Source organism: Geodermatophilus sp. SYSU D01180 (assembly GCF_054050415.1).
In genome coordinates this window covers 21408-48169 of the sequence record NZ_JBJGZH010000031.1, presented here as the reverse complement: position 1 = coordinate 48169, position 26762 = coordinate 21408, and the positions used below count along the sequence as shown (strand labels likewise).

The following is a 26762-nucleotide window of genomic DNA, read 5'->3' as shown; positions in this document are numbered from 1 at the left end:
GTTGGCACTCTCGATGTCATCAACCAAAGGAACCCTCACTCCACGATCCACAGACCGTGCAGTGCGGGGGTTTGTTACTTGGCACTGACTTTCGGCACGCTGTTGAGTTCTCAAGGAGCGGACGCGCACCAACTCGACCCTCTCGGGCTTCCTCGGTGGCGGCTTGTCCTACTCTACGCCGGCTCCGGAGTCCTGCACCTTCGCGGTGCTCCTCCGTGGCCCTCGCGGGCTCCGTCCGGCGCGAAGAGAACAGTACACGACATCTGGGGGTCGTGCACACGGGGTCTCGGTCACACCCCGTCACGGGGCGGATCAGAGGCCGAGGAAGGACTCGATCCCCACGGTCAGCCCCGGCCGGCGGCCGATCTCGCGGACGGCGAGCAGCACGCCGGGCATGAAGGACGCGCGGTCGAAGGAGTCGTGGCGCAGCGTCAGCGTCTCCCCCGCCGCACCCATGAGGACCTCCTGGTGCGCGACCATGCCGGTGAGCCGCACGGCGTGCACCGGGATGCCCTCGACGTCGGCACCGCGAGCCCCGGGGAGCGAGTCGGTGGTCGCGTCCGGCGACGCCGGCATTCCGGCCGCCCGCCGGGCAGCGGCGACGAGGCGCGCGGTGCGGACGGCGGTGCCCGACGGGGCGTCGACCTTGTTCGGGTGGTGCAGCTCGACGATCTCCGTGGAGGGGAAGAACCGCGCCGCCTCCTGGGCGAAGCGCATGAGCAGCACGGCCCCGATGCCGAAGTTGGGGGCGATGACCACGCCCACCTCGGGCTTGGGCTCCAGCCACTCGGCGACCGTGGCCAGCTTCTGCTCGTCGAAGCCCGTCGTCCCGACGACGCAGTGGATGTTCTGGTCGATGCAGAACCGGATGTTGTCCATGACGACGTCCGGGCGGGTGAAGTCGACGACCACCTGCGCGCCGGCGTCGGCGACGTTGAACAGCCAGTCCCCCTCGTCGACCATCGCGACGAGCTCGAGGTCCTCGGCGGCGTTGACCGCCTTCACCACCTCGGTGCCCATCCGGCCGCGGGCGCCGAGCACACCCACCGAGATCCGGGGCGGCTCGCCCGTGGTCACGCCGGTCGCCTGCTGGTCGGGTGCGGGGGTGCTCGTGGTCACCGGGTCAGGCTTCCCGGCGGCCCGTCCCGATGCAAGACGGCCCCGGCACGGGTCACGCGGGCGGTCCGGCGCTCCCCCGCCGCCCACAGCAGCAGGCCGAGCCCGACCCCGGCGGCGTCGGCGAGCCAGTCGAGGACCGAGCCCGAGCGCTCCACGGGCGTGACCGCCTGGACCACCTCGCTGACCGCGCCGTAGACGAGCAGCAGCACCGTCAGCGGCCCCGGACACGCCCCCGCCCACCGTCCGGCGAGCGCCAGCGCCAGGAACAGCGCGAGGTGGACGAGCTTGTCCACGCCCGGCGGGGCGGCGGGCACGTCGGAGGCCGGCGCGAACAGCACGGCGAGCGAGACGAGCACCGTCACCGCGAAGGCGCCGCGGGACAGCGCTCCGTGCACGCGGAACGCCGGGTGCGGACGCGGGGCGGTCATCGGGTCTCCGGTCGTCGGGCTGGGCGGGTCAGAGCCGGTCGAGGTCGGACTCCCGGTAGGGGCCGACGACGGCCAGGCAGGTCTCCCGGCCCAGCAGGTCCGCGGCGACCGCGCGGACCTGGTCCTCGTCGACGGCGGCGATCCGGTCGAGCACCTCACGCACGGGGATGTACTCCCCGTGTGACAGCTCGCTCTTGCCCAGCCGGCTCATCCGCGAACCGGTGTCCTCGAGGCCGAGCACCGTCCCGCCGCGCAGCTGGCCGCGGCCGCGGGCCACCTCCTCGGCGGTGAGCCCCTCGGCGGCCACCCGGGCCAGCTCCTCGCGCACCAGGCGCAGCACCTCGGGCACCCGCTTCTTGGCGCAGCCGGCGTAGACGGAGAACGTTCCGGTGCCGGCGTAGGAGGTCAGCGCCGACCCGACGCTGTAGACCAGCCCGCGCTTCTCCCGGATCTCCTGGAACAGGCGCGAGCTCATCCCGCCGCCGACCGCCGTCTCCAGGACCGCGGCGGCGTAGCGCCGCTCGTCGAAGCGGCTGAGCGCGAGGCTGCCCAGCAGCAGGTGGGTCTGCTCGGTCTTCCGGTTCATCAGCCCGGCGGGCCGCGCCGGGCGGCCGGGCACGAGTTCCTCGCCGCGGCGCAGCGGCGCCGGGGACGCCGCGCCGGACAGCCGGTCGCCGAAGACCGCCGTCACCAGGTCCACCACCTGCTGGTGGTCCACCCGGCCGGCGGCGGTGACCACCATCGAGGGGACGGCGTAGCGCGAGCGGTACCAGCCGTCGACGTCGTCGCGGGTCAGCCCCTCGATCGACTCGACGGTGCCGAGCACCGAGCGGCCCAGCGGGGTGCCGCCGAACAGCGTCTCGGCGAACAGGTCGTGCACCAGGTCGGAGGGCTCGTCGTCGCGCATGGCGATCTCCTCGAGCACCACCGTCCGCTCGGACTCCAGGTCCTCGGCGGTGTTGAGTGCCTCGGTCACCAGGTCGCCGAGCAGCGTGACCGCCAGCGGGAGGTCGCTGGCGAGCACGTTGGCGTAGTAGCAGGTGTGCTCCTTGGCGGTGAAGGCGTTCATCTCACCGCCGACGGCGTCCATCGCCGTCGCGATCTCCAGGGCGCTGCGGCTCCGGGTGCCCTTGAACAGCAGGTGCTCGAGGAAGTGCGAGGCGCCGGCGACCCGGTCGCTCTCGTCCCGGGAGCCGACGCCCACCCAGATGCCGAGGGTGGCCGAGTGGACGCCGGGCATCGTCTCGGTGAGCACGCGCAGCCCGCCGGGCAGCACCGTGCGCTCGACCCGGCCGCCGACCTCGTCGACGTCGATGACGCGGGTGACACCGACCGGGGCCGGGGCGGACGTGAGGTCGGTGGACCCCACGCCCGGCCCGGCCCCGGTCGTCGTCGGTTCGGCGACCGTGTCAGGCCTCCGCGGGAGCGGGGGCGTCGGCCGGGGCCGCGCCGTCGCCGGCGGCGGCACCCTCGCCCTCGGCGGCCACCGGGACCAGGCTGATCTTGCCGCGGGCGTCGATGTCGGTGATCTCGACCTGCAGCTTGTCGCCGACGTTCACGACGTCCTCGACCTTGCCGATGCGCTTGCCGCCGCCCAGCTTGCTGATGTGCACCAGGCCGTCCTTGCCCGGCAGCAGCGAGACGAAGGCGCCGAACGGCGTCGTCTTGACGACGGTGCCGAGGAAGCGCTCCCCGACCTTCGGCATCTGCGGGTTGGCGATCGCGTTGATGCGGTCGACCGCGGCCTGGGCCGAGGGGCCGTCGGAGGCGCCGACGTAGATGGTGCCGTCGTCCTCGATGGTGATCTCGGCGCCGGTCTCGTCCTGGATCGAGTTGATCATCTGGCCCTTGGGGCCGATGACCGCGCCGATCTTGTCGACCGGGATGCGCACCGTGGTCACGCGCGGGGCGTAGGGGCTCATCTCGTCGGGGCCGTCGATGGCCTCGTTCATCACGTCGAGGATGTGCAGGCGGGCGGCGCGGGCCTGGGTCAGCGCCTGGGCGAGCACGTCGGACGGGATGCCGTCGAGCTTGGTGTCCAGCTGCAGGGCCGTGACGAAGTCCTTCGTGCCGGCGACCTTGAAGTCCATGTCACCGAAGGCGTCCTCGGCGCCGAGGATGTCGGTCAGCGCGACGTACTCGGTCTTGCCGTCGACCTCGTCGGACACCAGGCCCATGGCGATGCCGGCGACCGGGGCGCGCAGCGGCACACCGGCGTTGAGCAGCGACAGGGTCGAGGCGCACACCGAGCCCATCGACGTCGAGCCGTTGGAGCCCAGCGCCTCGGACACCTGCCGGATCGCGTAGGGGAACTCCTCGCGGTCGGGCAGCACCGGCAGCAGCGCGCGCTCGGCGAGCGCGCCGTGGCCGATCTCGCGGCGCTTGGGCGAGCCCACGCGGCCGGTCTCGCCGGTGGAGTACGGCGGGAAGTTGTAGTTGTGCATGTAGCGCTTGCGCGTCTCGGGCGAGAGCGTGTCGAGCTGCTGCTCCATGCGGAGCATGTTCAGCGTGGTGACGCCCAGGATCTGGGTCTCGCCGCGCTCGAACAGCGCCGAGCCGTGCACCCGCGGGACGACCTCGACCTCGGCCGACAGCGGCCGGATGTCGGTGACGCCGCGGCCGTCGATGCGGACCTTGTCGCGCAGGATGCGCTGCCGGACGACCTTCTTGGTGACGGCGCGGAAGGCGGCCGACACCTCCTTCTCGCGGCCGGCGAACTGCTCGGCCAGCGAGGCGGCGACCTCGTCCTTGAGTGCGTCGGTGGCGTCGTTGCGCTCCTGCTTGCCGGCGATGGCCTGCGCCTCGGTCAGCCGGTCCAGCGCGGCGGACTCGACGGCGGCGTACACGTCGTCCTGGTAGTCCAGGAAGCGCGGGAACTCCGCGACCGGCTTGGCGGCCTTCTCGGCGAGCGCCGTCTGCGCCTCGCACAGCGCCTTGATGAAGGGCTTGGCGGCCTCGAGGCCCTGGGCGACGACCTCCTCGGTCGGCGCGGTGGCGCCGCCGCGGACCAGCTCGATCGTCTTCTCGGTGGCCTCGGCCTCGACCATCATGATCGCGACGTCGCCGTCCGGGAGCAGGCGGCCGGCCACGACCATGTCGAAGACGGCGTCCTCGAGCTCGGCGTGCGTGGGGAAGCCGATCCACTGGCCGCCGACCAGCGCGACGCGGGTGCCGCCGACAGGGCCGGAGAACGGCAGGCCCGACAGCTGGGTGGACGCCGACGCGCCGTTGATGGCCAGCACGTCGTAGAGGTGCGCCGGGTCCAGCGACAGCACGGTGATGACGACCTGGACCTCGTTGCGCAGGCCCTTGGCGAAGGTCGGCCGCAGCGGGCGGTCGATGAGCCGGCAGGTGAGGATCGCGTCCTCGCTCGGGCGGCCCTCGCGGCGGAAGAACGAGCCGGGGATGCGCCCGGCGGCGTACATCCGCTCCTCGACGTCGACCGTCAGCGGGAAGAAGTCGAAGTGCTCCTTGGGCTGCCGGCTGGCCGTGGTGGCCGACAGCAGCATGGTGTCGCCCGTGCTGACGACGACCGAGCCGGCGGCCTGCTTGGCCAGCCGCCCGGTCTCGAAGGTGATGCTGCGGCTGCCGTGGCTGCCGTTGTCGATGACCGCGGTGGCGGTGGTGACCCCGTCCTCGGGGTCGTACTCGGCAGCGATGCTGCCCTGGGTGGTGGGTGCGGACACGTCGTCCTCTTCCTACGTCGCATGCGGCGACGTCCTCTTCGTGGCGTCCTGCGCCGGACTGCTCCCGGGTGACCGGTCTTCGATCGAAGCCCACGGGGGTCGTTCCCCCTCCCGTGGAGGGGCATTCCCGGGGGCCACCACCGAGGACCGACCAGCGTCGGGGTGCGCGGGCGGGGCGCCGTGGGTCCCGTGGGGCGGGTGCCCCACGAGAGAGGGGACCGTCCCGGGCGGGACGGTCCCCTCTGGGGTCAGCGGCGCAGACCGAGCCGCTCGATGAGCGAGCGGTAGCGGTTGATGTCGGTCTTCGCCAGGTAGTTCAGCAGCCGGCGACGGCGGCCGACCAGCAGCAGCAGGCCGCGCCGGCTGTGGTGGTCGTGCTTGTGCTGCTTGAGGTGCTCGGTCAGGTCGCTGATCCGGCGGGTGAGCATCGCGACCTGGACCTCGGGCGAGCCCGTGTCCTTCTCGACCGTCGCGTACTCGGTCATGATCTGCTGCTTCGTCGCGCTGTCGAGCGCCATGGGCGGGCCTCCTGGCCAGGTCGGGTGTGGCCCCCGGTCTGGTTCACGGGGGCAGGGGTGCACACGAAGCCGTGCATACACGGCGTCGAGCACATTACCAGCGCGCCGGCGGGGGCCCGGCGCGGTGATCACCCGGCGGGGGGCAGCCCCAGGACCGCGCGGGTGCGGACGACGTCGTCGGCCATGGCCGTCACCAGCTCGTCGACCCCGGCGAAGGTGGTCATCGGGCGCAGCCGGGAGACGAACTCGACGCCGACGTGCTCGCCGTAGAGGTCGCCGGCGAAGTCGAGGACGTAGGCCTCCACGGTGCGCCGCGAGCCCTGGAAGGTGGGGTTGGTGCCCACCGAGACGGCGGCGGGCCGGCTGTCGAGGGTGCGCCCAGCGGGGTCGCGGGTGACCAGGGAGCCGGCGTAGACGCCGTCGGCGGGGATCGCGGTGAACGGCGGGCACTCGACGTTCGCCGTCGGGTAGCCGAGCTCCCGGCCGCGCCGGTCGCCGCGGACGACGACGCCGTCGACCCGGTGCGGGCGGCCCAGCGCCCGCGCCGCGCTCTCCATGTCCCCGGCGGCGACGCAGGCGCGGATGTAGGTCGAGGAGATCGTCACCTCGCCGTCGGCGGAGGCGTCGCCGGCCAGCGGGATCCCCTCGACGGCGAAGCCGAACCGGCGGCCCTCCTGGGTCAGCGTGGTGACGTTCCCGGCGGCCTTGTGCCCGTAGGTGAAGTTCTCGCCGACGACGACCGCCGAGGCGTGCAGGTCCTCGACGAGCACGCCGTGGGCGAACTCCTCGGGGGTCAGCCGGCTGAACTCGGGCGTGAACGGGATGACGCACATTGCGTCGACGCCGAGCCCGGCGACCAGCTCGGCCTTGCGGTCCAGCGAGGTGAGGATCGCCGGGTGCGAGCCGGGCCGCACGACCTCGGTCGGGTGCGGGTCGAAGGTGACCAGCACGCACGGCCGGTGCAGCGCCCGCGCGCGGGCGACGGCGGTGCCGATCAGCTGCTGGTGGCCGCGGTGGACGCCGTCGTACATGCCGACGGTGACCACCGTCCGGCCGAGGTCGGCCGGGACGTCGGCCGGCCCGCGCCAGTGCCGCACCCGCCTGCTCCCCCGTGTCGCCGCCGGGTCGCTCAGGCGACCCGGTGCAGCCAGCCGTGGGTGTCGGGCACCCGGCCGTGCTGGATGTCGAGCAGGTGCTCGCGCAGGCCCATGGTGACCGGCCCCGGCGTCCCGTCGCCGACGGTGAAGTCGCCGGTGCGCGCCTTCACCTCGCCGACCGGGGTGATGACCGCGGCGGTGCCGCAGGCGAAGGTCTCGGTGACCGTGCCGTCGGCGACGCCGGCGCGCCACTCGTCGACGCTGAACTTCCGCTCGGTGACCCGCATGCCCCGCTCCCGCGCCACGGAGATCAGCGAGTCGCGGGTGATGCCGGGCAGCAGCGTGCCGGTGAGCTCGGGGGTGACCAGCTCGGCGTCGTCGCCGGAGCCGAGGACGAAGAACAGGTTCATCCCGCCCATCTCCTCGACGTAGCGCTTCTCGACCGCGTCGAGCCAGACCACCTGGTCGCAGCCGGCGGCGATGGCCTGCTCCTGGGCCAGCAGGCTGGCGGCGTAGTTGCCGGCGCACTTGACGTCGCCGGTGCCGCCGGGCGCGGCCCGGATGTAGTCCTCGGACAGGTAGACGCTCACCGGGTGCACGCCGCGCGGGAAGTACGCGCCGGCGGGGCTGGCGATGACCAGGAACAGGTACTCGTTCGCCGGCCGCACGCCGAGGAACGGCTCGGTGGCCAGCTGGTAGGGCCGGAGGTAGAGCGTCTGGTCGGGGCCGGTGGGCACCCAGTCGCGGTCGGCGTCGACGAGCGCGTCGACGGCGGTGAGGAAGGCCTCCTCGGGCACCGGCGGCATCGCCAGCCGGCGGGCGCTGCGGGCGAAGCGGGCGGCGTTGGCCTCGGGCCGGAAGGTCGCCACGCTGCCGTCGGGCTGGGCGTAGGCCTTGAGCCCCTCGAAGATCGACTGCGCGTAGTGCAGCGCGGCCGTGGCCGGGTCGACCTGCAGCGGCGCGTACTGCGTCAGGCGGGCGTCGTGCCAGCCGCGGCCGGCCGTGTAGCGGGCCACGAACATCGAGTCGGTGAAGTGCCGGCCGAAGCCGGGGTCGGCCAGCACCTCCCGGCGCTCGGCAGCCGGGCGGCGGGGGACGTCCTCCACGGTCACCGGGACGCCCTCGGTGAAGACCCGGGGCGTGGTCCTGCTGTCGGCGAGCGTGTCGGTCATGGCTCCCACCTGCGCGTGCTCCGTCTGCGGCCGGGGCGGCGTCGGGCCCGCCCCTCCGCTCACAGTAGCCCCGGGCCCGGCGGCGGCCGGGAGCCGACCGCCGCCGTCGCCCGCGCGGGTCAGGGCCGGTCCGGTGCCGAGCTCTCGACGACCTCGTAGGACCACAGGTGGTGGGAGTCGCTGGCCGCCGGGGCGAGCTCGTCGCCGCCGCCCTCGTGGGCGCGGGCGAAGTCCTGCCCGTCCTCCCAGGAGCGGTAGGCCTCCTCGCTCTCCCACCGGGTGTAGACGAGGTACTGGTCGGTGCCCTCCAGCGGCCGCAGCAGCTCGAACCACTCGAAGCCGGGGGTCTTCTCCACGGCGCCGGCGCGGCCGCGGAAGCGCTCCTCGAAGCGCTCCTGCATGTGCGGCGGCACGGTGATGGCGTTGATCTTGACGACGCTCATGGCAGCCCCCTTCCCGCCCGGGGGGACCGTCAATCCCCTGCGGCCTCCCGCGGGCCGGGCGAGGATGGCCCGATGACCCCGGCTCCGCGGCCCGGCGTGCTGTTCGACGTCGACGGCACCCTGCTGGACACCAACTACCTGCAGGTCCTCGCCTGGTGGCAGGCGTTCCGCGACACCGGGCACCCCGAGGTGTCGATGGCCGCCTGCCACCGGTCGATCGGCATCGCCAGCGAGGAGCTGGTCACCCACCTCCTCGGCGAGGACGCCGACGACGCGAGCGAGGTCTCGGAGACCAAGACCCGCCGCTACGAGCCGCTGCGCGAGCTGGTGACCGCCTTCCCGCGCGTCGACGAGCTGCTGGCCGCCTGCCGGGAGCGGGACCTGGCCGTGGTGCTGGCCACCAGCGGCAAGGACTCGGACCTGGAGTGGATGGTGCCGGCGATCGGCGGCGACGACGTCGTCGACGGGGCCACCTCCTCGGCCGACGTCGAGTCGGCCAAGCCGGCGCCGGACCTGCTGCAGACCGCCGTCGACCAGCACGGCCTGGACGCCTCGCGCACCGTCGTCGTCGGGGACACCGTCTGGGACGTGCAGGCCGCGCGCGACGCCGGGCTGCCGTGCATCGCGCTGACCTGCGGCGGCATCTCCCGCGCCGAGCTGCTCGAGGCCGGCGCCGACGAGGTCTACGACGACCCCGCCGACCTGCTCGACCACCTCGACGACTCGCTGATCGGCAAGGCCGCCTGCGGTTAGGACGGCGGGAAGCCGACCGCGACCCGGGCGGTGGCCCCGGCGTCCTCGACCAGCGCGACCAGCCGGCCCGCGGGGTCGACGGCGGCGGTGAGCCCGGGCCGCCCGGTGGCCGGGACCCGCTGGCCGTAGCCGAGGGCGCGCGCCTCGTCGTCGGAGAGCCGCCGCTCGGGGTAGATCGCCGTGGCTGCCTCGGGGAGGGTCAGCGTCCCCGGCCCACCCCCGGCGGCGAGCGCGGCCGCGGCCTCCTCGACCGGGGCGGCCTGCGCGGTGGTGAACGGGCCGGAGGCGGTGCGGCGCAGCGCGGTGAGGTGCCCGCCGACCCCGAGCGCGGCACCGGCGTCGCGGGCGATCGCCCGCACGTAGGTCCCGGCGGAGCAGGCCACGGTCACCGCGACGTCGACCAGGCCGGGCTCGGTCCGGTCCACGCGGTGCACGTCGATGCGGTGCACGGTGACCGGGCGGGGCTCGAGCACGACCTCCTCGCCGGCCCGGACGCGGTCGTAGGAGCGGCGGCCGCCGACCTTCACCGCGCTCACCGAGGAGGGCACCTGCAGCAAGGGGCCGGTCTGGGCGGCCAGCGCCGCGCGGACCGCGTCGTCGTCGAGGTGCCCGGCGGGGGTGCTGGTGAGGACCTCGCCCTCGCGGTCGTCGGTGACGGTGGTCTGGCCGAGGCGGATCGTGGCGTCGTAGACCTTGTCCGAGCCGCCGAGGTGGCCGAGCAGCCGGGTCGCCGCCCCGACGCCGAGCACGAGCAGGCCGGTGGCCATCGGGTCGAGGGTGCCGGCGTGCCCGACCCGGCGGACCGACAGCACCCGCCGGGCCCGGGCGACGACGTCGTGCGAGGTCATCCCGCCCGGCTTGTCGACCAGCAGGATCCCCGGGGTGACGTCGGCGTCGGCGGCGCGGCGGCGGCTCATGTCCCCACCGTGGCAGGTGCGGTCAGCCACCTGTCCCCCGCCACCCGGGCGAGCACCGCGACCAGCCGCAGCGCGATGAACGCCGTCAGCCCGGTCCACACGCCGGCCAGGCCCCAGCCCAGCGGGCCGGACAGCAGCGACAGCGGCAGGAAGCCGATCAGCGCCGCACCGACGGTGACCGTGCGCAGGTAGGCGACGTCGCCCGCGCCCATGAGCACGCCGTCGAGGGCGAAGACCACCCCGGCCAGCGGCTGGAACCCGGCGAGGAACCACCAGACCAGCTCCGCCTGCGCGCGGACGGCGGGGTCGCCGCTGAACAGCGGCACGAGCAGGTCGCGGCCGGCCAGCAGCGCGACGGCGACCAGCACGCCGGTGCCCAGGCCCCACAGGGTCACCCGGCGGGCGGTGGCCCGGGCCTCGTCGGGCCGGCCGGCGCCGAGCGCGTGGCCGACCAGCGTCTGCGCGGCGATGGCGTAGGCGTCGAGGACCAGCGCGAGGAAGAGGAACAGCTGCAGCGCGATCTGGTGGGCGCCGAGCTGCGCCTGGCCGGCGCGCGCGGCGACCCCGGCGGCGACCAGGAACGCCAGCTGCAGGACGGTGGCGCGCAGCAGCAGGTCGCGGCCGAGGACCAGCTGCGCACGGACGGCGGCCGGCCGGAACCGCCAGTCGGCGCCCTCGCGCAGCAGCGCCCGCACGAACAGCGCCGCCGTCAGCGACTGGCCGGCGAGGTTGGCCACCGCGGAGCCGGGCAGGCCGAGGCCGGCCGGGTGCACCAGCAGCGGGCACAGCACCAGGCTCAGCAGGCTGCCGGCGAGCACGAAGCGCACCGGGCGGCGCAGGTCCTGCACACCGCGCAGCCAGCCGTTGCCGGCCAGGGACACCAGCAGCAGCGGGGCGCCGCAGCCGGCGATGCGCAGCCACTGCTCCCCCGCCGCCGCCACCGCGCCCGGCCCCCCGGCCAGCGCGCGGGTCAGCGGCCCGGCCAGCACCTGGAACAGCAGGACGACGGCGGCGCCGAGCAGCAGCGCCAGCCAGGTGGCCTGCACGCCCTCGGCGACGGCGCCGGCCCGGTCCCCCGCCCCGGCCCGGCGGGCGGCCCGCGCCGTGGTGCCGTAGGCGAGGAAGTTCAGCAGCGCGGCGGCCCAGGCCAGCAGCCCGCCGCCGACGGCGAGCCCGCCCAGGGCGACGGTGCCCAGGTTGCCGACGACCGCGGTGTCGACCAGCAGGTACAGCGGCTCGGCGGCCAGCACGACCAGCGCCGGGACGGCCAGCCCCAGGACGGACGGCGCCCGCCCCGTCACCGCGCCGTCGTCGCGGCCGCCACCTGCGCCCGGACGGCCGCCACGGTCGCCTCGCGGTCCAGGTGCGAGGTGAAGCCGGCCGCGGCCCGGTGCCCGCCGCCGCCCAGCGCCGTCGCGACCCGGGCGACGTCGGTGGCGCCGCGGGAGCGCAGGGACACCGCCCACGAGCCGTCGTCCTGGCCCTTGAGCACGCAGGCGACGTCGGCCTCGGCGGTCGACCGGACGACGTCGACCAGCGCCTCGAGCTGCTCACCGGGCAGGCCGTGCCCGGCCGCCTCCGCGGTGCTCGACCAGGTCCACACCAGGCCGGCGCCGACACCGGGCTCGAGCACCGCGCGCCCGGTCACCGCCGACAGCAGCCGCAGCCAGCCGAACGGGGCGGTGTCGAACAGCCGCTGGCTGATGGCGGCGTGGTCGATGCCGGTGGACAGCAGCCGGGCAGCCAGCGCGTGGGTGTCCGGCCGGGTGCTGCTGAACCGGAAGGAGCCGGTGTCGGCGGCGAGGCCGGCGTAGAGCAGCGTGGCCAGCTCGGCGTCCAGGGCGACGCCGAGCTCGTCGAGCAGGCCGGCGACGAGGACGACGGTCGCCGGCGCGGCCGGGTCGACCAGCCGCACGTCGCCGAAGCCGGGGTTGCTCGCGTGGTGGTCGACGACGACCGAGGTGCCGGCGTCGCCGAGCAGCGCGGCCAGCTCACCCAGGCGGGCGGGCGAGGCCGCGTCGAGGCTGACGAAGACGTCCGGGGACGCGGGGACGGCGGTGGAGGGCACCAGGTGCCCGGCGCCGGGCAGCCAGCCGAGCGAGTCGGGCAGCACGGGACGGCCGGGGAACGTGGCGGTCACCCGGGCGCCGCGGCGGCGCAGCCCCTCGGCGAGGGCCAGGGTGCTGCCCAGCGCGTCGGCATCGGGCTGCACGTGCCCGCTGAGCACCACGGTGGCGCCCGTGTCGGCGGCCGTGGCCAGCACGGCGGCCGGGGTGCGCAGCGGCACCCCGACGGTCTGTGCGGTCACGGGTCAGGCGTCGGGGCCGGGATCGGCCACCGGGGGTGCGTTGCGGTCCTCGGTCACCAGCCCGCCCCCGGGCGGCAGCGGCGGGCCGCCGTCGTCGGGCTCGTCCTCCGCGATGGAGGGCACCTCCCCGATCTGGCCCGTGCGGCCGCCCTCGGTGGGGTCCCCGGCGTTCGGCTCGGCCCGCCCGCCGAGCTCCGAGCGGCCCTGCCCCTCCCCGGGGAGGTACGGGTCCGGGTCGTTCTCACTCACGAGGCACTCCTGTGCTCGGGGGACGTGCTGACGTCGGCGCCGGAGGTCTCGTCGTCCTCCTCCGGGTGCCGGTAGGGGTCGGCCTCGCCGGCGTAGGTGGCGTGCTCGCGCAGGCGGGCGAGCTCGGCGTCGGCGTGCCGGACCCGCTCGAGGGCCTCGTCGAGCTCGCGCGCGGTGTCGGGCACGTGGTCGGCGACGAAGGTCAGCGTCGGCACGAACTTGATGCCGGTCTGCCGGCCCACGGTCGAGCGCAGCACCCCGGTGGCCGAGGCGAGCGCCTTGGCGGAGTCCGCGACGGCGGTGGCGTCGCCGTAGACGGTGTAGAAGACGGTGGCCTCGCGCAGGTCGCTGGTCACCCGGGCGTCGGTCACGGTGACCATGCCCAGCCGGGGGTCCTTGATCTGGGACTCGATCGCGGCGGAGACGATCTGTCGGATGCGCACCGCGAGCTTGCGGGCACGGGCGGGGTCGGCCACGGCGGACCTCCGGGGGTCTCGGGGGCGCGCAGGGGGGCGCGCCCGGACGGGCGTGGGCAGGCCGGTTCAGGCGTCGGTGTCGGAGAACAGCTGCCGGTGCGTCGACAGCAGCGTCACCTCCGGCCGCTCGGCCAGCAACCGCTCGCAGGCGTCGAGGACGTCGGTCACCTGGCCGGCGTCCCCCGCGACGGTGGCGACGCCGACCTGCACGCGGCGGTGCAGGTCGACGTCGCCCACCTCGGCCGCCGCCACGGCGAAGCGGCGCCGCAGCTCGGCCACGATGGGCCGGACCACGGCGCGCTTGCCCTTGAGCGAGTGGACATCGCCCAGCAGCAGGTCGGCGGTGAGCGTGCCGGTGAACACGCTCACCGCCTCCCTGTCACTGGTGACGTCCTGGAACGGCCCCGCTGCAGGGGTCCGCGCCGAGCTCGCGAGGCGTGGGAGGCAGCGGGGTCCTTCCTCAGTCGCGCGGCTTCTCGCGGACCTCGAAGGTCTCGATGACGTCCTCGACCTTGACGTCGTTGAACGACCCCAGGCCGATACCGCACTCGTAGCCCTCGCGGACCTCGGTGACGTCGTCCTTGAAGCGGCGCAGCGACTCGACGGTCAGGTTGTCGGCGATCACCACACCGTCGCGGATGACCCGGGCCTTCGAGTTCCGGTTGATCGTGCCGCTGCGGACGATCGAGCCCGCGACGTTGCCGATGCGCGGCACCCGGAAGACCTCGCGGATCTCCGCCGTGCCGAGCTCGACCTCCTCGAACTCCGGCTTGAGCATGCCCTTGAGGGCCGCCTCGATCTCCTCGATCGCCGAGTAGAGGACCGAGTAGTACCGGACGTCGACGCCCTCGCGGTTGGCGAGCTCGGTGGCCTGGCCCTCGGCCCGGACGTTGAAGCCGATGACGATGACGTCGTCGGCCAGCGCCAGGTCGATGTCGCTCTTGCTGATCGCGCCGACGCCGCGGTGGATGACCCGCAGCGAGACGTCGTCGCTCACCTCGATCTTCATGAGCGCGTCCTCGAGCGCCTCGACGGTGCCCGAGTTGTCGCCCTTGATGATCAGGTTGAGCTGGCGGTTCTCCTTCAGCGCGGCGTCGAGGTCCTCCAGGCTGATCCGCTTGCGCATCGAGGCGTTCTGCGCGTTGCGGATGCGGGCCTGCCGGCGGTCGGCGATCTGCCGGGCGACGCGGTCCTCCTCGACGACGAGGAAGGTGTCACCGGCACGCGGCACCGAGGTGAGACCCACGACCTGCACCGGACGGGCCGGCGTGGCCTCCTTGAGCTTGGCGCCGTGCTCGTCGAGCAGCGACCGCACGCGGCCGAACGCGTCACCGGCGACCAGCGAGTCACCGACCCGCAGGGTGCCGCGCTGGACCAGCACCGTGGCGACGGGGCCGCGGCCACGGTCCAGCTTGGCGTCGATGACGACGCCCTGGGCGTCCATCTCGGTGTTCGCGCGCAGGTCGAGCGCGGCGTCCGCGGTGAGCAGGATCGCCGCCAGCAGGTCGTCCAGACCCTGCCGGGTGACCGCCGAGACGTCGACGAACATCGTGTCGCCGCCGTACTCCTCGGCCACCAGCCCGTACTCGGTGAGCTGCTGGCGGATCTTGGCGGGGTTGGCCCCCTCCTTGTCCACCTTGTTCACCGCGACCACGATCGGCACCTCGGCGGCCTGGGCGTGGTTGAGCGCCTCGACCGTCTGCGGCATGACGCCGTCGTCGGCGGCGACCACCAGGACGACGATGTCGGTCACCTTCGCGCCGCGGGCACGCATCGCGGTGAACGACTCGTGACCCGGGGTGTCGATGAAGGTGATCGCCCGGTCCTGGCCGTCCAGCTCGGTGTCGATCTGGTACGCGCCGATGTGCTGGGTGATGCCGCCGGCCTCCCGCGCCACCACGTTGGTGTTGCGGACGGCGTCGAGCAGCTTCGTCTTGCCGTGGTCGACGTGGCCCATGACGGTGACGACCGGCGGACGGGTCTCCCAGTCCTCCTCGTCGCCCTCGTCACCGAAGGTCAGGTCGAAGGTCTCGAGGAGCTCGCGGTCCTCGTCCTCCGGGCTGACGACCTCGATGTTCCAGCCGATCTCGGCACCGAGCAGCTGCAGGGTGTCCTCGTTCACCGACTGCGTCGCGGTGACCATCTCCCCCAGGTGGAACAGGGCGGTCACCAGCGCGGCCGGCTGGGCGCCGATGCGCTCGGCCAGGTCGGTCAGCGAGGCGCCGCGGGGCAGCCGGACGGTCTGCCCGTTGCCGCGGGGCAGGCTGACGCCGCCCATGCTGGGCGCCGCCATCTGGTCGAACTCCTGGCGCCGCTGCTTCTTGCTCTTGCGCCCGCGGACCGGACCGCGGCCACCCGGACGTCCGAAGGCACCCGCGGTGCCCGCACCGGAGCCACCGCGACCACGGCCGCGGCCACCGCCGCCGCCGCCGCCACGGAAGCCACCGCCGGCCGGCGCGCCGGCACCGGGGCCACCGCCGCCGGGACGGAAACCGCCACCGCCGCCGGGACCCCCGGGACGACCGCGGCCACCGGCACCACCGGGGCCGCCGGGACGGCCGGCACCGGCCGGACGCGGCGGCATCATGCCCGGGTTCGGCCGGGGCGGCATCATGCCCGGGTTCGGCCGGGGACCACCCGGACCGGCCGCGGGACGCGGACCGCCCGCACCGGGACCCGGACGCGGGCCACCGGGACGGGGACCACCGGCGCCGGGCGCCGGGCGCGGACCGCCGGCACCGGGACCCGGACGCGGGCCACCCGCCGCCGGGCCCGGACGCGGGCCACCGGCAGCCGGACCCGGACGCGGGGCGCTGCTGAAGGGGTTGTTGCCCGGCCGCGGAGCCGGACGCGGGCCCGGACGCGGACCGGCACCGGGGGCGCCGGGCGCGGCACCGCCGGGACGGGCCCCACCGGGAGCCGCCGGGCGCGGGGCGGCCGGACGCGCGGGACCGGGGACGGGGCCCCCGGCCGGACGCGGCGCGGGCGCACCCGGACGCGGGGCGCCCGGCGCGGCCGGACGCGGACCCGAGGGCGCGGCCGGCTGCTGGGTCGGCGCGCTGGCGGCCGGGGCCTGGGGCGCGGCCGGACGCGGGCCGGGCGTCGGCGCACCCGGACGCGGGGCACCGGGGCGCGGACCCGGAGTCGGGCCGGCCGACGGCGCGGGCGCGGACGGCGCGGCGGGGGGCTGCGGCGCACGCGCGGCGGGCGACGGCGCGGGGGCCGACGCGGCCGGCGAGGGCGCCGCCGGGCGCGGGGCGGCCGGACGGGCGGGGGCACCGCCGCCGTTGCCGCCGCCGGCGTTGCCGCCGGTGGACGCGCCGAGGGCCTCCCGGAGCCGCCGGGCCACGGGGGCCTCGACGGTCGAGGAGGCGGACTTCACGAACTCGCCCTGCTCCTTGAGCTTGGCGAGCACGGTCTTGCTGTCGACCCCGAACTCCTTGGCGAGTTCGTGGACGCGGGCTTTGCCTGGCACGGATCTCCTCTTGTGAGGCCGGCGGCTCGCCCGCGCGACCTCGTCGTCAGTGGTGCATGGTCTGGCTTGTCATCGTGGGGACTTCACGGCTGACTCATCCGACGACGTCCTGCTCTCGACGTGCGGACCGGCCGGTTGCCGGTCCGTCTGTGGGAAGTGCGGTCTGTCGTTCGTCCGCTGTCGCCCGTCCCGGGCCCGGGTCCCCCGGCGGCGCAGAGGCGCCGAGGACGTGGGCCCGGAGCGGACCGGCCTCCACCGCGGCACCGCGCGGGAGGCGCAGCGCCCGGGAGAAGGCCCGGCGTCGCTCCGCTGCGTGGAGGCACTCCGGGGTGGGGTGCAGGGACGCGCCCCGGCCGGGGAGCCGCCGTCGCGGATCGGGCACGAGGGTCCCGGACCGGTGGACGACACGCAGCAGGTCGGTGACCGGAGCGCGCTCCCGGCAGCCCACACAGGTGCGCACCGGGATCGACGTTTCGGCCACCCGTCACTCTAGCGCGCTGCGGGACCCCGTTGTTCCGGACGCCGCGGACCGGGCCGCAGCCCTCCCCCACCGGGGGACGGCCGCCCGCCCGGGGCGCCGGCGCGGACCGGCGGCGGGCCCGAGCGCAGCGGCGGGCGCCCCACCCCGGGCGAGGGGGTGGCGTCGTCGGGCTGGGCGTCGCTGCGGATGTCGATCCGGCAGCCGGTGAGCCGGGCGGCCAGGCGGGCGTTCTGTCCCTCCTTGCCGATGGCCAGCGACAGCTGGAAGTCCGGGACGACGACGCGCACCGCCTTGGCCTTCGGGTCGACCAGCGTGGCGCTGCTCACCCGGGCCGGGCTGAGCGCGGAGGCCACGAAGGTCGCCGGGTCGTCGGACCAGTCGACGATGTCGATCTTCTCGCCGTGCAGCTCGCTCATGACGTTGCGCACCCGCTGCCCCATCGGGCCGATGCAGGCGCCCTTGGCGTTGAGCCCGGGCACCGAGGTGCGGACGGCGATCTTCGAGCGGTGCCCGGCCTCCCGCGCGACGGCGACGATCTCGACGCTGCCGTCGGCGATCTCGGGGACCTCGAGGGCGAACAGCTTGCGCACCAGGTTCGGGTGGGTGCGCGAGACGGTCACCTGCGGGCCGCGGTGGGTGCGGGACACGGAGACGACGTAGGCGCGCAGCCGGCTGCCGTGCGGGTAGCTCTCGCCGGGCACCTGCTCGGCGGCGGGCAGGACCGCCTCGACCTTGCCGATGTCGACCAGGACCGCGCCCTGGGCGTTGCGGCGGGCGTCGGCCTGGACGACGCCGCTGACGATGTCGCCCTCCTTGCCGGCGTACTCGCCGAAGGTCTGCTCGTGCTCGGCGTCGCGAAGCCGCTGGACGATGACCTGCTTGGCGGTGCTGGCCGCGATGCGGCCGAAGTCGCTGGGGGTGTCGTCCCACTCACGCACGACCTCGCCGTCGGGGCCCAGCTCCTGCGCGAGCACCGCGACCTCCCCGGTCCTGCGGTCGACGTGCACCCGCACGTGCTTGGCCGCGCCGTCGGCGTGGCGGTACGCGGTCACGAGCGCCGTCTCGAGGGCCTCGATGACCGTGTCGACGGGGATGCCCTTCTCCCGCTCGACCGCCTTGAGGGCGGTCACGTCGATGTTCACTGTCCTCCTCCGTCGTCGTCGCCCTCGTCGTCGTCCGCGTCGAGCACGTCGTCCGGCTCGTCCGCCGGGTCGTCCGTCAGGTCGTCCTTCCCCGGGCGGCCGAACTCGACCTGCACCCGGCCGGGGCCGAGCTCGGCCCAGGGCACCTGCCGGGGCGTCGGCGGCCGCTTCCGGGCGCCGGGCTTGCCCTTCGCCTCGACGGCGAGGGTCACGCCCTCGTCGTCGACGGCGGTGACCCGGCCGGTCACCTGCTCGGCCGCCCCGGCCGGGCCGACGGTCACGGTGACCAGCCGGCCGGTGTTGCGCCGCCAGTGCCGCGGCTCGGTGAGCGGCCGGTCGACGCCGGGGCTGGTCACCTCGAGCACGTAGGGGGCGCGGCCCAGCTCGCCGTCGTTCTCGTCGAGGACCGCCGACACCGCCCGGCTGACCTCGGCGACGTCGTCGAGGGACACGCCCTCGTCGCGGTCGACGACCACGCGGACGACGCTGCGCCGGCCGGCGGGCGTGACCACGAGCTCCTCGAGGTCGTAGCCGGCGGCACCCACCACGGGCGCGATCCAGCCGGCCAGCCGTGTGGCGGCCGGGTCCTGCTGTGACCTCGCGGACACGGGCTCCCTCCCCTCCTGCAACCGGTCGGAGCTCGTGCTCGGCGGACCGCACCGTCCGGGGCCGCGCCCGGTGGCGCGGGTCAGCGCGGCACCGGCCGCGGCGTACCCGGGGAGTCGCCAGGCTACCGCTCCGCCGCGCGCCGGGGCCCGGCCGCTCGGGCGGGTGACAGAGCCGGAGGTCCCGACGCGCCCGGGAGCCGTCCGGGCGGGCGGGGTGGCTCCTGGGAGGATGGCGGGCGATGTCCCTCTCCCCCGCCCCCGCCGGGTTCCCGCGCCGCCGCCTGCTCGCGGGCACGGCGGGGCTGGCGCTGCTGCTGGCCGGCTGCACCTCCGGCGACTCCGGGGAGGCGGCCCGGGAGACGGCGGCGCAGGCGGACCGGCTGGCCGGCCAGGTCGCCGTCCAGGAGGCGGTGGTGGCCGCCTACGACGCGGCGGCCGCCGCGGACCCCGCGTTCGGCGGGACGGTCACCGACCTGGCCGGGCAGGCGCAGGAGCAGCTGGCGCGGCTGCGGGCGGCGGCGCCGGGGGCGACCCCGTCGTCGTCGGCACCGCCGTCCCCGCCGGCGGGCGGGGACCTGCGCGCGTGGCTGCGCGAGCAGGTGGGCGCCGCGGCCGCCGCGCACGCGGCCGCCTGCGTCGAGGCCTCCGGTGCGGGGGCCGCGCTGCTGGGGTCGATCGCGGCGGGGCTGCGCGGGCACGCCGCCGCGCTGGCGTGAGGGAGGCCGCACGTGGCTGAGGACGGGACCGCCGGGAGCGCGGAGGACACGGCGCTGCGCGAGGTGGTGGCCGCCGAGCACGCGGCGGTGTGGGGGTACGGCGTCGTCGGGGCCGCCCTGCCGGCCGACGGCCGGGCGCCCGCCGCCGACGCCGAGCAGGCCCACCGGGACTCCCGCGACCGCCTGGCGGAGCTGCTCGACGGGCGCGACGCCGACCCGGTGCCCGCCGAGGCCGGCTACGAGCTGCCGTTCCCGGTGCTCTCGCCGGTCGACGCCGCGGCCCTGGCGGTCGTGCTCGAGGACGGTGTCTCCGCGGCCTGGGTGGCGCTGCTGGCCGCGGCGGAGGAGCCCGAGGTGCGGCAGCTCGCCGTCGACTCCCTGGGCGCCGGCGAGGAGCGCGCGGTGACCTGGCGCGCCGCGGCCGGCCGCACCCCGGTCACGTCGGCCCTCCCGGGCCTGCCCGAGGGCTAGCCCAGCACGCCGAGGAAGGCGTCGGTGACGGCGACGGCGGCGCTGCTGGACTGCCCGCCCTCGACCAGCACCGCGAACGCGATGTCGCCCTGCGGGCCGCCGAGCTGGTAGCCGGTGAACCAGCCGTGCGCGTCCGGCGGGGTGTTGCTGCCGAACTCGGCGGTGCCGGTCTTGCCGTAGACCTCGCCGCGGTCGGCCAGCGCCTGCGCGGTGCCGGTCAGCACGACCTGGCGCATCATCGGCCGGAGCTGGTCGAGCACCGCCTGGCCCGGGCCGGCCGGCGCCGGGCCCGCCGGGTCGGCGCCGACCACCTCGACCGGGGCGGCCGGGGTGCCGCTGGCCACGCCCGCGGCCACGAGCGCCATCTGCGCCGGGCTCACGAGCACCTGGCCCTGGCCGATCGCGTCCGCGGCCTTCGTGGTGCCGGTGGCGTCGGCCGGGACGCTGCCGCTGAACACGTCGACCGGCAGCTGCCAGTCGCTGCCCACGCCGTAGGAGGCGGCCGCCGCGGCCAGGGCGTCGTCGGGCAGCTGCAGGCCGGCCTGGATGAAGGTGGTGTTGCAGGACTGGGCGAACGCCTCGGTGAACGGCACGGTGCCGAGGTCGAACTGGTCCTGGTTCTCGAACTCGCGGCCCTCGACGACCGTCGTCCCCGGACAGGGGACCGCGGTGTCGGGGGCCAGCGCGCCGGCGGACAGGAGCGCCGTCGCCGTGATCGTCTTCATGCTGGAGCCCGGCGGGTACTGGCCGGTCAGGGCGTTGCCGGCCGCCGCGGCCTCGTTCGAGGAGACGGCCAGCACCTCCCCCGTGCCGGGCCGGACGACGACCAGGTGGGTCGCCAGCGGCTGGGTGGCGACCGCGCCGTCGGCGGCGTCCTGGAGGGCGCGGACCAGCGGCGTCCGGATCGGCTCGCCGGGGACGGGGTCGACGGCGCCGACCTCCCGGCCGGCGTCGCCGGTGGACTCGTCGGTGCTGACCACGGATACGGTGAAGCCGGGGGTGCCGGTGAGCTGCTCCTGGTAGGCGCGCTGCAGGCCGGAGATGCCGAGCTGGTCCCCCGCGGCGTACGCGGCCCCGTCGTCCCCGGTGGTCTCCTCGAGCACCTCGGCGGTGGCCGCCCCGACCCGGCCCAGCAGCGCGGAGGCGAAGCGGGCCGACGGCGCGAGCAGCCGCGTCTCGGTCGGGAAGACCGCGCCGGGCAGGTCGAAGACCTGGGCGCGGATGGCCTCGAAGTCCGGCCGCCGCAGGGTGATGACGGGGACGAACTGGCCGGCCGGGGCGGCCTGGACGTCGGCGGTGATCTCCTCGGCGGGCACCCCGGTGGCGGCCGACAGCGCCGCGGCCAGCGACGGCAGGTCGGCGACCTGGCCGGTGTCGACGCCGACGTTGACGACCTCGGTCGGGGTGAACAGCGGCTGGCCGGCGGCGTCGGTGACCGCGGCGCGCTCGGGCAGCGACCGGGTCAGCCGCAGGCGCTGTCCCTCCCCCAGCTCGGGGTGCACGAGGGTGGGCTCGGCGACCACCTGCCAGGCGTCCTCCCCCTCCCGGAGCTCGAGGGTGGCCTCGTAGGTCCAGTCGGGGGCCGCGGCGAGGTCCCAGGTGGCGGTCCAGGCGGCGGTGGCGGTGCCGTCCTGGACGGTGACGTCGCGGAGCTCGGCGGCGAGCGCGGCCTCGGGCAGGTCGGTGGCGGTCTGCTCGAGCAGCGCGGTGGCGGCGTCGGGGTCGGTCGTGGCGCCGGCCGCGGCGTCGGTGTCGCCCCCGGCCCAGTCGTCGAGGAAGGCCTGCGCGGCGGCGCGGACGTCGTCCTCGGAGCTGCCGGAGCATGCGGCGAGGGCCGGTGCGGAGAGGAGCGTGAGGACCGTGCCGAGGACCGCCGTGCGTCGTGCTGCCACGACGGGACACCCTCTCAGACGCCGGCGACGATCCGGTGGTGACGTGCTGGAACGGCCTCCCTGCAGGGGCCCCTCACGAGCGTGCGAGTGACGGGGGCAGGGAGGTCCTTCGTCAGAAGAGCACGCTGGCGTAGCGGCCGACCTCGCGGAACCCGACCCGGCGGTACACCGCGCGGGCGGGGACGTTGTAGTCGTTGACGTAGAGGCTGACCACCGGGGCGATCACGGTCCGGGCGTACTCGACGACGGCGGCCATCCCGGCCGCGCCGATGCCGCGGCCGCGCACCTCGGGGGCGGTCCACACGCCCTGCACCTGGCAGGCCGCCCGCGACACCGCCCCGATCTCGGCCTTGAACAGCACCCGGCCGTCCTCGATCCAGGCCAGCGACTGGCCGGCGCGGACGAGGTCCTCGACCCGCGCGCGGTAGCCGGCGCCGCCGTCGGTCCGCAGCGGGCTGACGCCGACCTCCTCGGTGAACATGGCCACCGCCGCGGGCAGGAGCACGTCGACCTCGCGCGGGCGCACCGGCCGGACCCGCGGCTCGGGGGCGACCGCCGGCGGGCCCTCGATGGCCATGAGCGGCTGCCGGGGCCGGTGGTCGCGGCACGGGCCCCACGCGGGCTCGAGCAGCTCCCACAGCGGGTCGACGGCCGCGGCCGGCCCGACGATCGTCGAGCAGCGGCGGCCGGCCCGGCGGGCGCGCTCGGCGAACGCCTCGGCCGCCGCCTGCTCGGCGCCGGGGACGGCGAACGGGATGAGGTTGGCCCCGGCCAGGCAGACGGCGTCCAGGCTGCGGCCCGCGCCCATCCCCCACAGCGGCGCCCCGAGGGTCGACGGCGCGGTGCCGGCCGCCTCCACCCGCCCGGCCAGCACGCACGCGGCGACCGGGTCGGAGTCCAGCAGCCGGCGGACGGCCGGCTCGTCGGTCTCGTCGAGGACGCGGGCGGTCGGCGAGCGGAGCACGGGTCTGGCCCAGGACGGACGGCGGGACGGATCAGCTGACGGTGACGACTGGCGGGCCGGACGGCGTGCCGGCGTCGACCTGCTCGCCGGCGATGCGCATGGCCTCCTCGATGAGCGTCTCGACGATCTGCGACTCGGGGACGGTCTTGACGACCTGGCCCTTGACGAAGATCTGCCCCTTGCCGTTGCCCGAGGCCACCCCGAGGTCGGCCTCGCGGGCCTCGCCGGGGCCGTTGACGACGCAGCCCATGACGGCGACCCGCAGCGGCACCTCGAGCCCGTCGAGGCCGGCGGTCACCTCGTTGGCCAGCTTGTAGACGTCGACCTGCGCGCGGCCGCACGAGGGGCAGCTGACGATCTCCAGGCCGCGCTGGCGCAGGTTCAGCGACTCCAGGATCTGGGTGCCGACCTTGACCTCCTCGACCGGCGGGGCCGAGAGGGAGACGCGGATGGTGTCGCCGATGCCCTGGGACAGCAGCGCGCCGAACGCGACGGCGGACTTGATCGTGCCCTGGAACGCCGGCCCGGCCTCGGTGACGCCGAGGTGCAGCGGGTAGTCGCACTGCGCGGCGAGCAGCTCGTAGGCGCGCACCATGACCACCGGGTCGTTGTGCTTGACCGAGATCTTGATGTCGCGGAAGTCGTGCTCCTCGAACAGCGAGCACTCCCACAGCGCCGACTCGACCAGCGCCTCGGGCGTGGCCTTGCCGTACTTGGCCAGCAGCCGCTTGTCGAGCGACCCTGCGTTGACGCCGATGCGGATCGGGATGCCCGCGTCCCTGGCCGCCTTCGCGATGTCGCCGACCCGGTCGTCGAACTTCTTGATGTTGCCGGGGTTGACCCGCACCGCGGCGCAGCCGGCGTCGATCGCGGCGAACACGTACCGCGGCTGGAAGTGGATGTCGGCGATGACCGGGATCTGCGACTTCTTCGCGATCGCCGGCAGCGCCTCGGCGTCGTCGGTGTCGGGGACGGCGACCCGCACGATCTGGCAGCCGGCGGCGGTCAGCTCGGCGATCTGCTGCAGGGTGGCGTTGACGTCGGCGGTCTTCGTCGTCGTCATCGACTGCACGCTGACCGGGGAGTCGCTGCCGACGCCCACGCCGCCGACGTCCAGCTGCCGCGTCTTCCGGCGCGGGGCCAGGACGGGCGGGGGCGCGGCGGGCATGCCGAGAGCGACGGGGATGGCCATGGGCACGAGTATCCCCGCTCCGCCGGGGTCGGTGCCGACGCCTACTGGAGTGTGATCGGGTTGACGACGTCGGCGATGAGCAGCAGCCCCGACAGCGCGATGAACAGCCCGGCGACGACGTAGGCGACCGGCATCAGCCGGGCGATGTCGAACGGGCCGGGGTCGGGCCGGCCGCGCCAGCGGGCGACCACCGAGCGGGCCTTCTCGTACAGCGCCCCGGCCACGTGCCCGCCGTCGAGCGGGTAGATCGGCAGCAGGTTGAACAGGAACAGCACGAGGTTGACGCTGGCCAGCAGGCCGAGGAAGAAGCTCAGCTTCTCCATGCCGCTGATCTGCTGGATGGCGAAGACCTCCCCGGAGATCCGCCCGACGCCGACGACGCCGATCGGGCCGTCCACGTCGCGCTCCTCGCCGAGGAAGGCGGCGCGGAACAGCTGCGGGACGCGCTCGGGGATCTCCACCAGCCGCTGCACCGACTGCGACACGACCATGCCGAAGTAGCCGGGCAGGTCGGCCACCGACTGGCGGGCGAAGCCGAACACCGGGCTGACCCCGAGGTAGCCGGCGGTCATCGTGCCCTCGCCGTCGTCGGTGGCGACGACGTTCTCGATCGGCGTGACGGTGAGCTCCCGGCGATCGCCGTCGCGCTCGACGGTGAGGGCCAGCGGCTCGCCCGCCGAGCCGCGGATCGCCTGCTGCACCGTGGTCCAGCTGTCGTAGGCGGTCGGGTCGACCGGCCGGCCGCCGATCGCGACGATCGTGTCGCCCGGCCGCAGCCCGGCCTGGGCGGCCGGGCTGGCCACCGGCTCGGCACAGCCGGGGGTGCCCGCCTCGCAGAGCTGCCCGGCGTCGGCGCCGCTGGTGACGATCGGGATGTCGCAGACGTCGCTGCGCTGCTCCTCGGCGACGGCGATGCTCTCCGCGCCGGCCGGGACGACGCAGGCGGGGACGGTCTCGAGCTGGGTGGTGATGACGTTGGTGCCGATCGCGGTGAGCGTGATCCCGAAGAACACGACCGCGAGCACCAGGTTGTGGAACGGCCCGGCGAACATGACGATCACGCGCTGCCACCAGGGCTTGGCGTAGAAGACCCGGCCGGCGTCGCTGGGCCGGACGTCGTCGAGGGCCTGGCCGCGCACCTCCGCGATGAACGTCCGCATGCGGGTGGCGCGCTTGCTCTCGTTCTCCTCGGCCGGCGGGATCATGCCGACGATGCGGATGTAGCCGCCGAGCGGGATCGCCTTGATGCCGTACTCGGTCTCGCCGCGCCGCCGGGAGAACACCGTCGGGCCGAAGCCGACCATGAACTGCGGCACGCGCATGCCGAACTTCCGCGCCCAGAAGAAGTGGCCGAACTCGTGGAAGCCGATGCTGAACAGCAGGCCGATCGCGAACGCGACGATCCCGAGGACCGTCAGGAGGATGGTCAGCTCAGGCCTCCGGCGACAGCGGCGCGGGCGTGCTGCCGGGCCCATCGCTCCGCGGCCAGCACGTCGTCCACGCAGGTGGGGGCGCCGAGGTCCGGCGCGTCGTCGAGGGTACGCGCGACCAGGCCCACGACGTCCGGGAAACGCAGGCGCCCGGCGAGGAACGCCGCGACCGCCTCCTCGTTGGCCGCGTTGTACAGCGCCGGGACGACGCCGCCGGCCTCGCCCGCCGCGCGCGCGAGCCGCACCGCCGGGAACGCGTCGGCGTCCAGCGGCGCGAACTCCCAGGTGCTCGCCGTCGACCAGTCCAGCGCCGGCTGCACGTGCGGCAGCCGGTCGGGCCAGGCCAGCGCGAGCGCGATCGGCAGCCGCATGTCCGGCGGGCTGGCCTGGGCGATGGTCGCGCCGTCGGCGAAGGTGACCATCGAGTGCACGATCGACTGCGGGTGCACCACGACGTCGATGTCGGCGTAGGGCACGCCGAACAGCAGGTGCGCCTCGATCAGCTCCAGACCCTTGTTGACCAGCGTGGCCGAGTTGATCGTCACCACCGGGCCCATGGCCCAGGTGGGGTGCGCCAGCGCCTGCTCGACGGTGACGTCGGCGAGGTCGGCGGCGCTGCGCCCGCGGAACGGCCCGCCGCTGGCGGTGAGCACCAGCCGGGCGACCTCGCTCCTGTGCCCGCCGCGCAGGCACTGCGCCAGCGCCGAGTGCTCGGAGTCGACGGGCACCAGCTGGCCGGGCGCGGCCGCCGCGGTCACGAGGTCCCCGCCGGCGACCAGCGACTCCTTGTTGGCCAGCGCGACGACGTTGCCGGCCCGCAGCGCGGCGAGGGTGGGGCCCAGCCCGATCGAGCCGGTGATCCCGTTGAGGACGACGTCGGTGGGGCGGGCGGCGAGCTCCTCGGCGGCGCGCGGCCCGGCGAGGATCTCCGGGAGCGCGTACTCGCCCCGCGCCCAGCCGCGCTGGGAGGCCGCGGCGTAGAAGGCCAGCTGCAGGTCCTGGGCGGCGGTGGCGCGCGCGACCGCCACCGTGCGGACGCCGAGGGTCAGCGCCTGCTCGGCCAGCCGGGCGACGTCGCCCCCGCCGGCGGCCAGCGCGGTGATCCGCAGCCGGCCGGGGTTCTGCTCGGCCACCGCGATCGCCTGCCGGCCGATCGACCCGGTCGAGCCCAGCACGGTCACCTCGCGCGGCTCGCTCATGAGCGGCATCCTCCCCGACGCGGGAC

General features: G+C 75.4%; 26 protein-coding genes and 1 pseudogene. 3 read left to right on the top strand and 24 right to left on the bottom strand.

The features are described 5' to 3' along the window. Window positions 1–312 precede the first annotated feature (312 nt). The 8 genes from dapB to ACI8AA_RS20885 all read right to left on the bottom strand — a co-directional run bounded on the left by dapB (window position 313) and on the right by ACI8AA_RS20885 (window position 8463). Entirely contained in the window at window positions 313–1119 is an 807-nt protein-coding gene (dapB, locus tag ACI8AA_RS20920; protein WP_457046291.1) for a 4-hydroxy-tetrahydrodipicolinate reductase, read from the bottom strand. Beyond that, entirely contained in the window at window positions 1116–1547 is a 432-nt protein-coding gene (locus ACI8AA_RS20915) for a VanZ family protein (protein ID WP_457046290.1), read from the bottom strand. The genes dapB and ACI8AA_RS20915 overlap by 4 nt, the downstream gene beginning before the upstream one ends. A gap of 28 nt (window positions 1548–1575) precedes the next feature. Next, the gene (locus tag ACI8AA_RS20910; protein WP_457046289.1) at window positions 1576–2916 is read right to left on the bottom strand and encodes a M16 family metallopeptidase; all 1341 of its coding nucleotides are present in this window, start codon (window positions 2914–2916) and stop codon (window positions 1576–1578) included. Window positions 2917–2956: 40 nt separating this feature from the next. Then, a complete protein-coding gene (locus ACI8AA_RS20905; protein WP_457046288.1) occupies window positions 2957–5233 on the bottom strand; it encodes a polyribonucleotide nucleotidyltransferase in 2277 nt (758 codons plus the stop codon). Between the two features lie 248 nt (window positions 5234–5481). Then, entirely contained in the window at window positions 5482–5751 is a 270-nt protein-coding gene (rpsO, locus tag ACI8AA_RS20900; protein WP_072920360.1) for a 30S ribosomal protein S15, read from the bottom strand. A gap of 128 nt (window positions 5752–5879) precedes the next feature. Beyond that, window positions 5880–6848 (bottom strand): bifunctional riboflavin kinase/FAD synthetase, encoded by a 969-nt coding sequence (locus ACI8AA_RS20895; protein ID WP_457046287.1) that lies wholly within the window; start codon window positions 6846–6848, stop codon window positions 5880–5882. Window positions 6849–6880: 32 nt separating this feature from the next. Further along, the gene (locus tag ACI8AA_RS20890; protein WP_457046286.1) at window positions 6881–8020 is read right to left on the bottom strand and encodes a branched-chain amino acid aminotransferase; all 1140 of its coding nucleotides are present in this window, start codon (window positions 8018–8020) and stop codon (window positions 6881–6883) included. A gap of 119 nt (window positions 8021–8139) precedes the next feature. After that, entirely contained in the window at window positions 8140–8463 is a 324-nt protein-coding gene (locus tag ACI8AA_RS20885) for an antibiotic biosynthesis monooxygenase family protein (RefSeq protein ID WP_456943352.1), read from the bottom strand. Window positions 8464–8535: 72 nt separating this feature from the next. On the opposite strand from ACI8AA_RS20885, the gene ACI8AA_RS20880 reads away from it, so the two are divergent. Beyond that, complete coding sequence (locus ACI8AA_RS20880; RefSeq protein WP_457046285.1) at window positions 8536–9216, top strand: HAD family hydrolase; 681 nt, start codon at window positions 8536–8538, stop codon at window positions 9214–9216. Here the strand turns inward: ACI8AA_RS20880 and truB are convergent. The 11 genes and pseudogenes from truB to rimP all read right to left on the bottom strand — a co-directional run bounded on the left by truB (window position 9213) and on the right by rimP (window position 18872). Further along, window positions 9213–10133: a tRNA pseudouridine(55) synthase TruB gene (truB, locus tag ACI8AA_RS20875; RefSeq protein ID WP_457046284.1), complete on the bottom strand. Its 921-nt coding sequence runs from the start codon at window positions 10131–10133 to the stop codon at window positions 9213–9215. The genes ACI8AA_RS20880 and truB overlap by 4 nt on opposite strands. Then, window positions 10130–11434 (bottom strand): MATE family efflux transporter, encoded by a 1305-nt coding sequence (locus tag ACI8AA_RS20870; RefSeq protein WP_457046283.1) that lies wholly within the window; start codon window positions 11432–11434, stop codon window positions 10130–10132. Before ACI8AA_RS20870 ends, truB begins: the two co-directional genes overlap by 4 nt. Then, window positions 11431–12441: a DHH family phosphoesterase gene (locus ACI8AA_RS20865; protein ID WP_457046282.1), complete on the bottom strand. Its 1011-nt coding sequence runs from the start codon at window positions 12439–12441 to the stop codon at window positions 11431–11433. Before ACI8AA_RS20865 ends, ACI8AA_RS20870 begins: the two co-directional genes overlap by 4 nt. A gap of 3 nt (window positions 12442–12444) precedes the next feature. Beyond that, window positions 12445–12690, bottom strand: coding sequence for a hypothetical protein (locus ACI8AA_RS20860; protein WP_457046281.1), 246 nt, complete (start codon window positions 12688–12690; stop codon window positions 12445–12447). After that, the gene (rbfA, locus tag ACI8AA_RS20855) at window positions 12687–13166 is read right to left on the bottom strand and encodes a 30S ribosome-binding factor RbfA (protein ID WP_457046280.1); all 480 of its coding nucleotides are present in this window, start codon (window positions 13164–13166) and stop codon (window positions 12687–12689) included. Before rbfA ends, ACI8AA_RS20860 begins: the two co-directional genes overlap by 4 nt. Before the next feature lie 66 nt (window positions 13167–13232). Next, a complete protein-coding gene (locus tag ACI8AA_RS20850) occupies window positions 13233–13535 on the bottom strand; it encodes a DUF503 domain-containing protein (protein WP_456903791.1) in 303 nt (100 codons plus the stop codon). Between the two features lie 91 nt (window positions 13536–13626). After that, window positions 13627–15459, bottom strand: coding sequence for a translation initiation factor IF-2 (infB, locus tag ACI8AA_RS20845; RefSeq protein WP_457046293.1), 1833 nt, complete (start codon window positions 15457–15459; stop codon window positions 13627–13629). Window positions 15460–16494: 1035 nt separating this feature from the next. After that, window positions 16495–16641, bottom strand: a pseudogene (locus ACI8AA_RS20840) (translation initiation factor IF-2 N-terminal domain-containing protein); the annotation flags it as partial. A gap of 94 nt (window positions 16642–16735) precedes the next feature. Then, a complete protein-coding gene (locus ACI8AA_RS20835) occupies window positions 16736–17089 on the bottom strand; it encodes a YlxR family protein (protein WP_457046292.1) in 354 nt (117 codons plus the stop codon). 41 nt (window positions 17090–17130) lie between these two features. Next, window positions 17131–18264, bottom strand: a complete 1134-nt coding sequence (nusA, locus tag ACI8AA_RS20830; protein ID WP_457046279.1) for a transcription termination factor NusA — start codon at window positions 18262–18264, stop codon at window positions 17131–17133. Further along, complete coding sequence (gene rimP / locus ACI8AA_RS20825; protein WP_457046278.1) at window positions 18261–18872, bottom strand: ribosome maturation factor RimP; 612 nt, start codon at window positions 18870–18872, stop codon at window positions 18261–18263. Before rimP ends, nusA begins: the two co-directional genes overlap by 4 nt. 239 nt (window positions 18873–19111) lie before the next feature. Here rimP and ACI8AA_RS20820 point away from each other — a divergent pair, with 239 nt between their 5' ends. After that, the gene (locus ACI8AA_RS20820) at window positions 19112–19588 is read left to right on the top strand and encodes a hypothetical protein (protein ID WP_457046277.1); all 477 of its coding nucleotides are present in this window, start codon (window positions 19112–19114) and stop codon (window positions 19586–19588) included. Between the two features lie 12 nt (window positions 19589–19600). Beyond that, window positions 19601–20059, top strand: coding sequence for a ferritin-like domain-containing protein (locus ACI8AA_RS20815; protein WP_457046276.1), 459 nt, complete (start codon window positions 19601–19603; stop codon window positions 20057–20059). On the opposite strand, the gene ACI8AA_RS20810 is transcribed toward ACI8AA_RS20815, so the two are convergent. From ACI8AA_RS20810 to dxr, 5 genes are all read right to left on the bottom strand, one after another. Continuing rightward, window positions 20056–21951: a penicillin-binding transpeptidase domain-containing protein gene (locus tag ACI8AA_RS20810; protein WP_457046275.1), complete on the bottom strand. Its 1896-nt coding sequence runs from the start codon at window positions 21949–21951 to the stop codon at window positions 20056–20058. The two genes, ACI8AA_RS20815 and ACI8AA_RS20810, sit on opposite strands and share 4 nt — an antisense overlap. Window positions 21952–22063: 112 nt before the next feature. Then, on the bottom strand, window positions 22064–22915 hold the full coding sequence (locus ACI8AA_RS20805; RefSeq protein ID WP_457046274.1) for a GNAT family N-acetyltransferase: 852 nt from the start codon (window positions 22913–22915) through the stop codon (window positions 22064–22066). A gap of 31 nt (window positions 22916–22946) precedes the next feature. Beyond that, complete coding sequence (gene ispG / locus ACI8AA_RS20800; RefSeq protein ID WP_457046273.1) at window positions 22947–24107, bottom strand: flavodoxin-dependent (E)-4-hydroxy-3-methylbut-2-enyl-diphosphate synthase; 1161 nt, start codon at window positions 24105–24107, stop codon at window positions 22947–22949. Between the two features lie 41 nt (window positions 24108–24148). Further along, the gene (locus ACI8AA_RS20795) at window positions 24149–25582 is read right to left on the bottom strand and encodes a M50 family metallopeptidase (RefSeq protein WP_457046272.1); all 1434 of its coding nucleotides are present in this window, start codon (window positions 25580–25582) and stop codon (window positions 24149–24151) included. Further along, entirely contained in the window at window positions 25534–26736 is a 1203-nt protein-coding gene (gene dxr, locus ACI8AA_RS20790; protein ID WP_457046271.1) for a 1-deoxy-D-xylulose-5-phosphate reductoisomerase, read from the bottom strand. Before dxr ends, ACI8AA_RS20795 begins: the two co-directional genes overlap by 49 nt. Window positions 26737–26762 lie beyond the last annotated feature (26 nt).

Coding starts and splice junctions, on each gene's coding strand:
- infB (WP_457046293.1), bottom strand. CDS start 15,459: ATGGCGGCGCCCAGCATGGGCGGCGTCAGCCTGCCCCGCGGCAACGGG.
- ACI8AA_RS20880 (WP_457046285.1), top strand. CDS start 8,536: ATGACCCCGGCTCCGCGGCCCGGCGTGCTGTTCGACGTCGACGGCACC.
- ACI8AA_RS20915 (WP_457046290.1), bottom strand. CDS start 1,547: ATGACCGCCCCGCGTCCGCACCCGGCGTTCCGCGTGCACGGAGCGCTG.
- ACI8AA_RS20890 (WP_457046286.1), bottom strand. CDS start 8,020: ATGACCGACACGCTCGCCGACAGCAGGACCACGCCCCGGGTCTTCACC.
- ispG (WP_457046273.1), bottom strand. CDS start 24,107: ATGGCCATCCCCGTCGCTCTCGGCATGCCCGCCGCGCCCCCGCCCGTC.
- ACI8AA_RS20820 (WP_457046277.1), top strand. CDS start 19,112: ATGTCCCTCTCCCCCGCCCCCGCCGGGTTCCCGCGCCGCCGCCTGCTC.
- ACI8AA_RS20795 (WP_457046272.1), bottom strand. CDS start 25,582: ATGGGCCCGGCAGCACGCCCGCGCCGCTGTCGCCGGAGGCCTGAGCTG.
- truB (WP_457046284.1), bottom strand. CDS start 10,133: ATGAGCCGCCGCCGCGCCGCCGACGCCGACGTCACCCCGGGGATCCTG.
- dxr (WP_457046271.1), bottom strand. CDS start 26,736: ATGAGCGAGCCGCGCGAGGTGACCGTGCTGGGCTCGACCGGGTCGATC.
- rpsO (WP_072920360.1), bottom strand. CDS start 5,751: ATGGCGCTCGACAGCGCGACGAAGCAGCAGATCATGACCGAGTACGCG.
- ACI8AA_RS20885 (WP_456943352.1), bottom strand. CDS start 8,463: ATGAGCGTCGTCAAGATCAACGCCATCACCGTGCCGCCGCACATGCAG.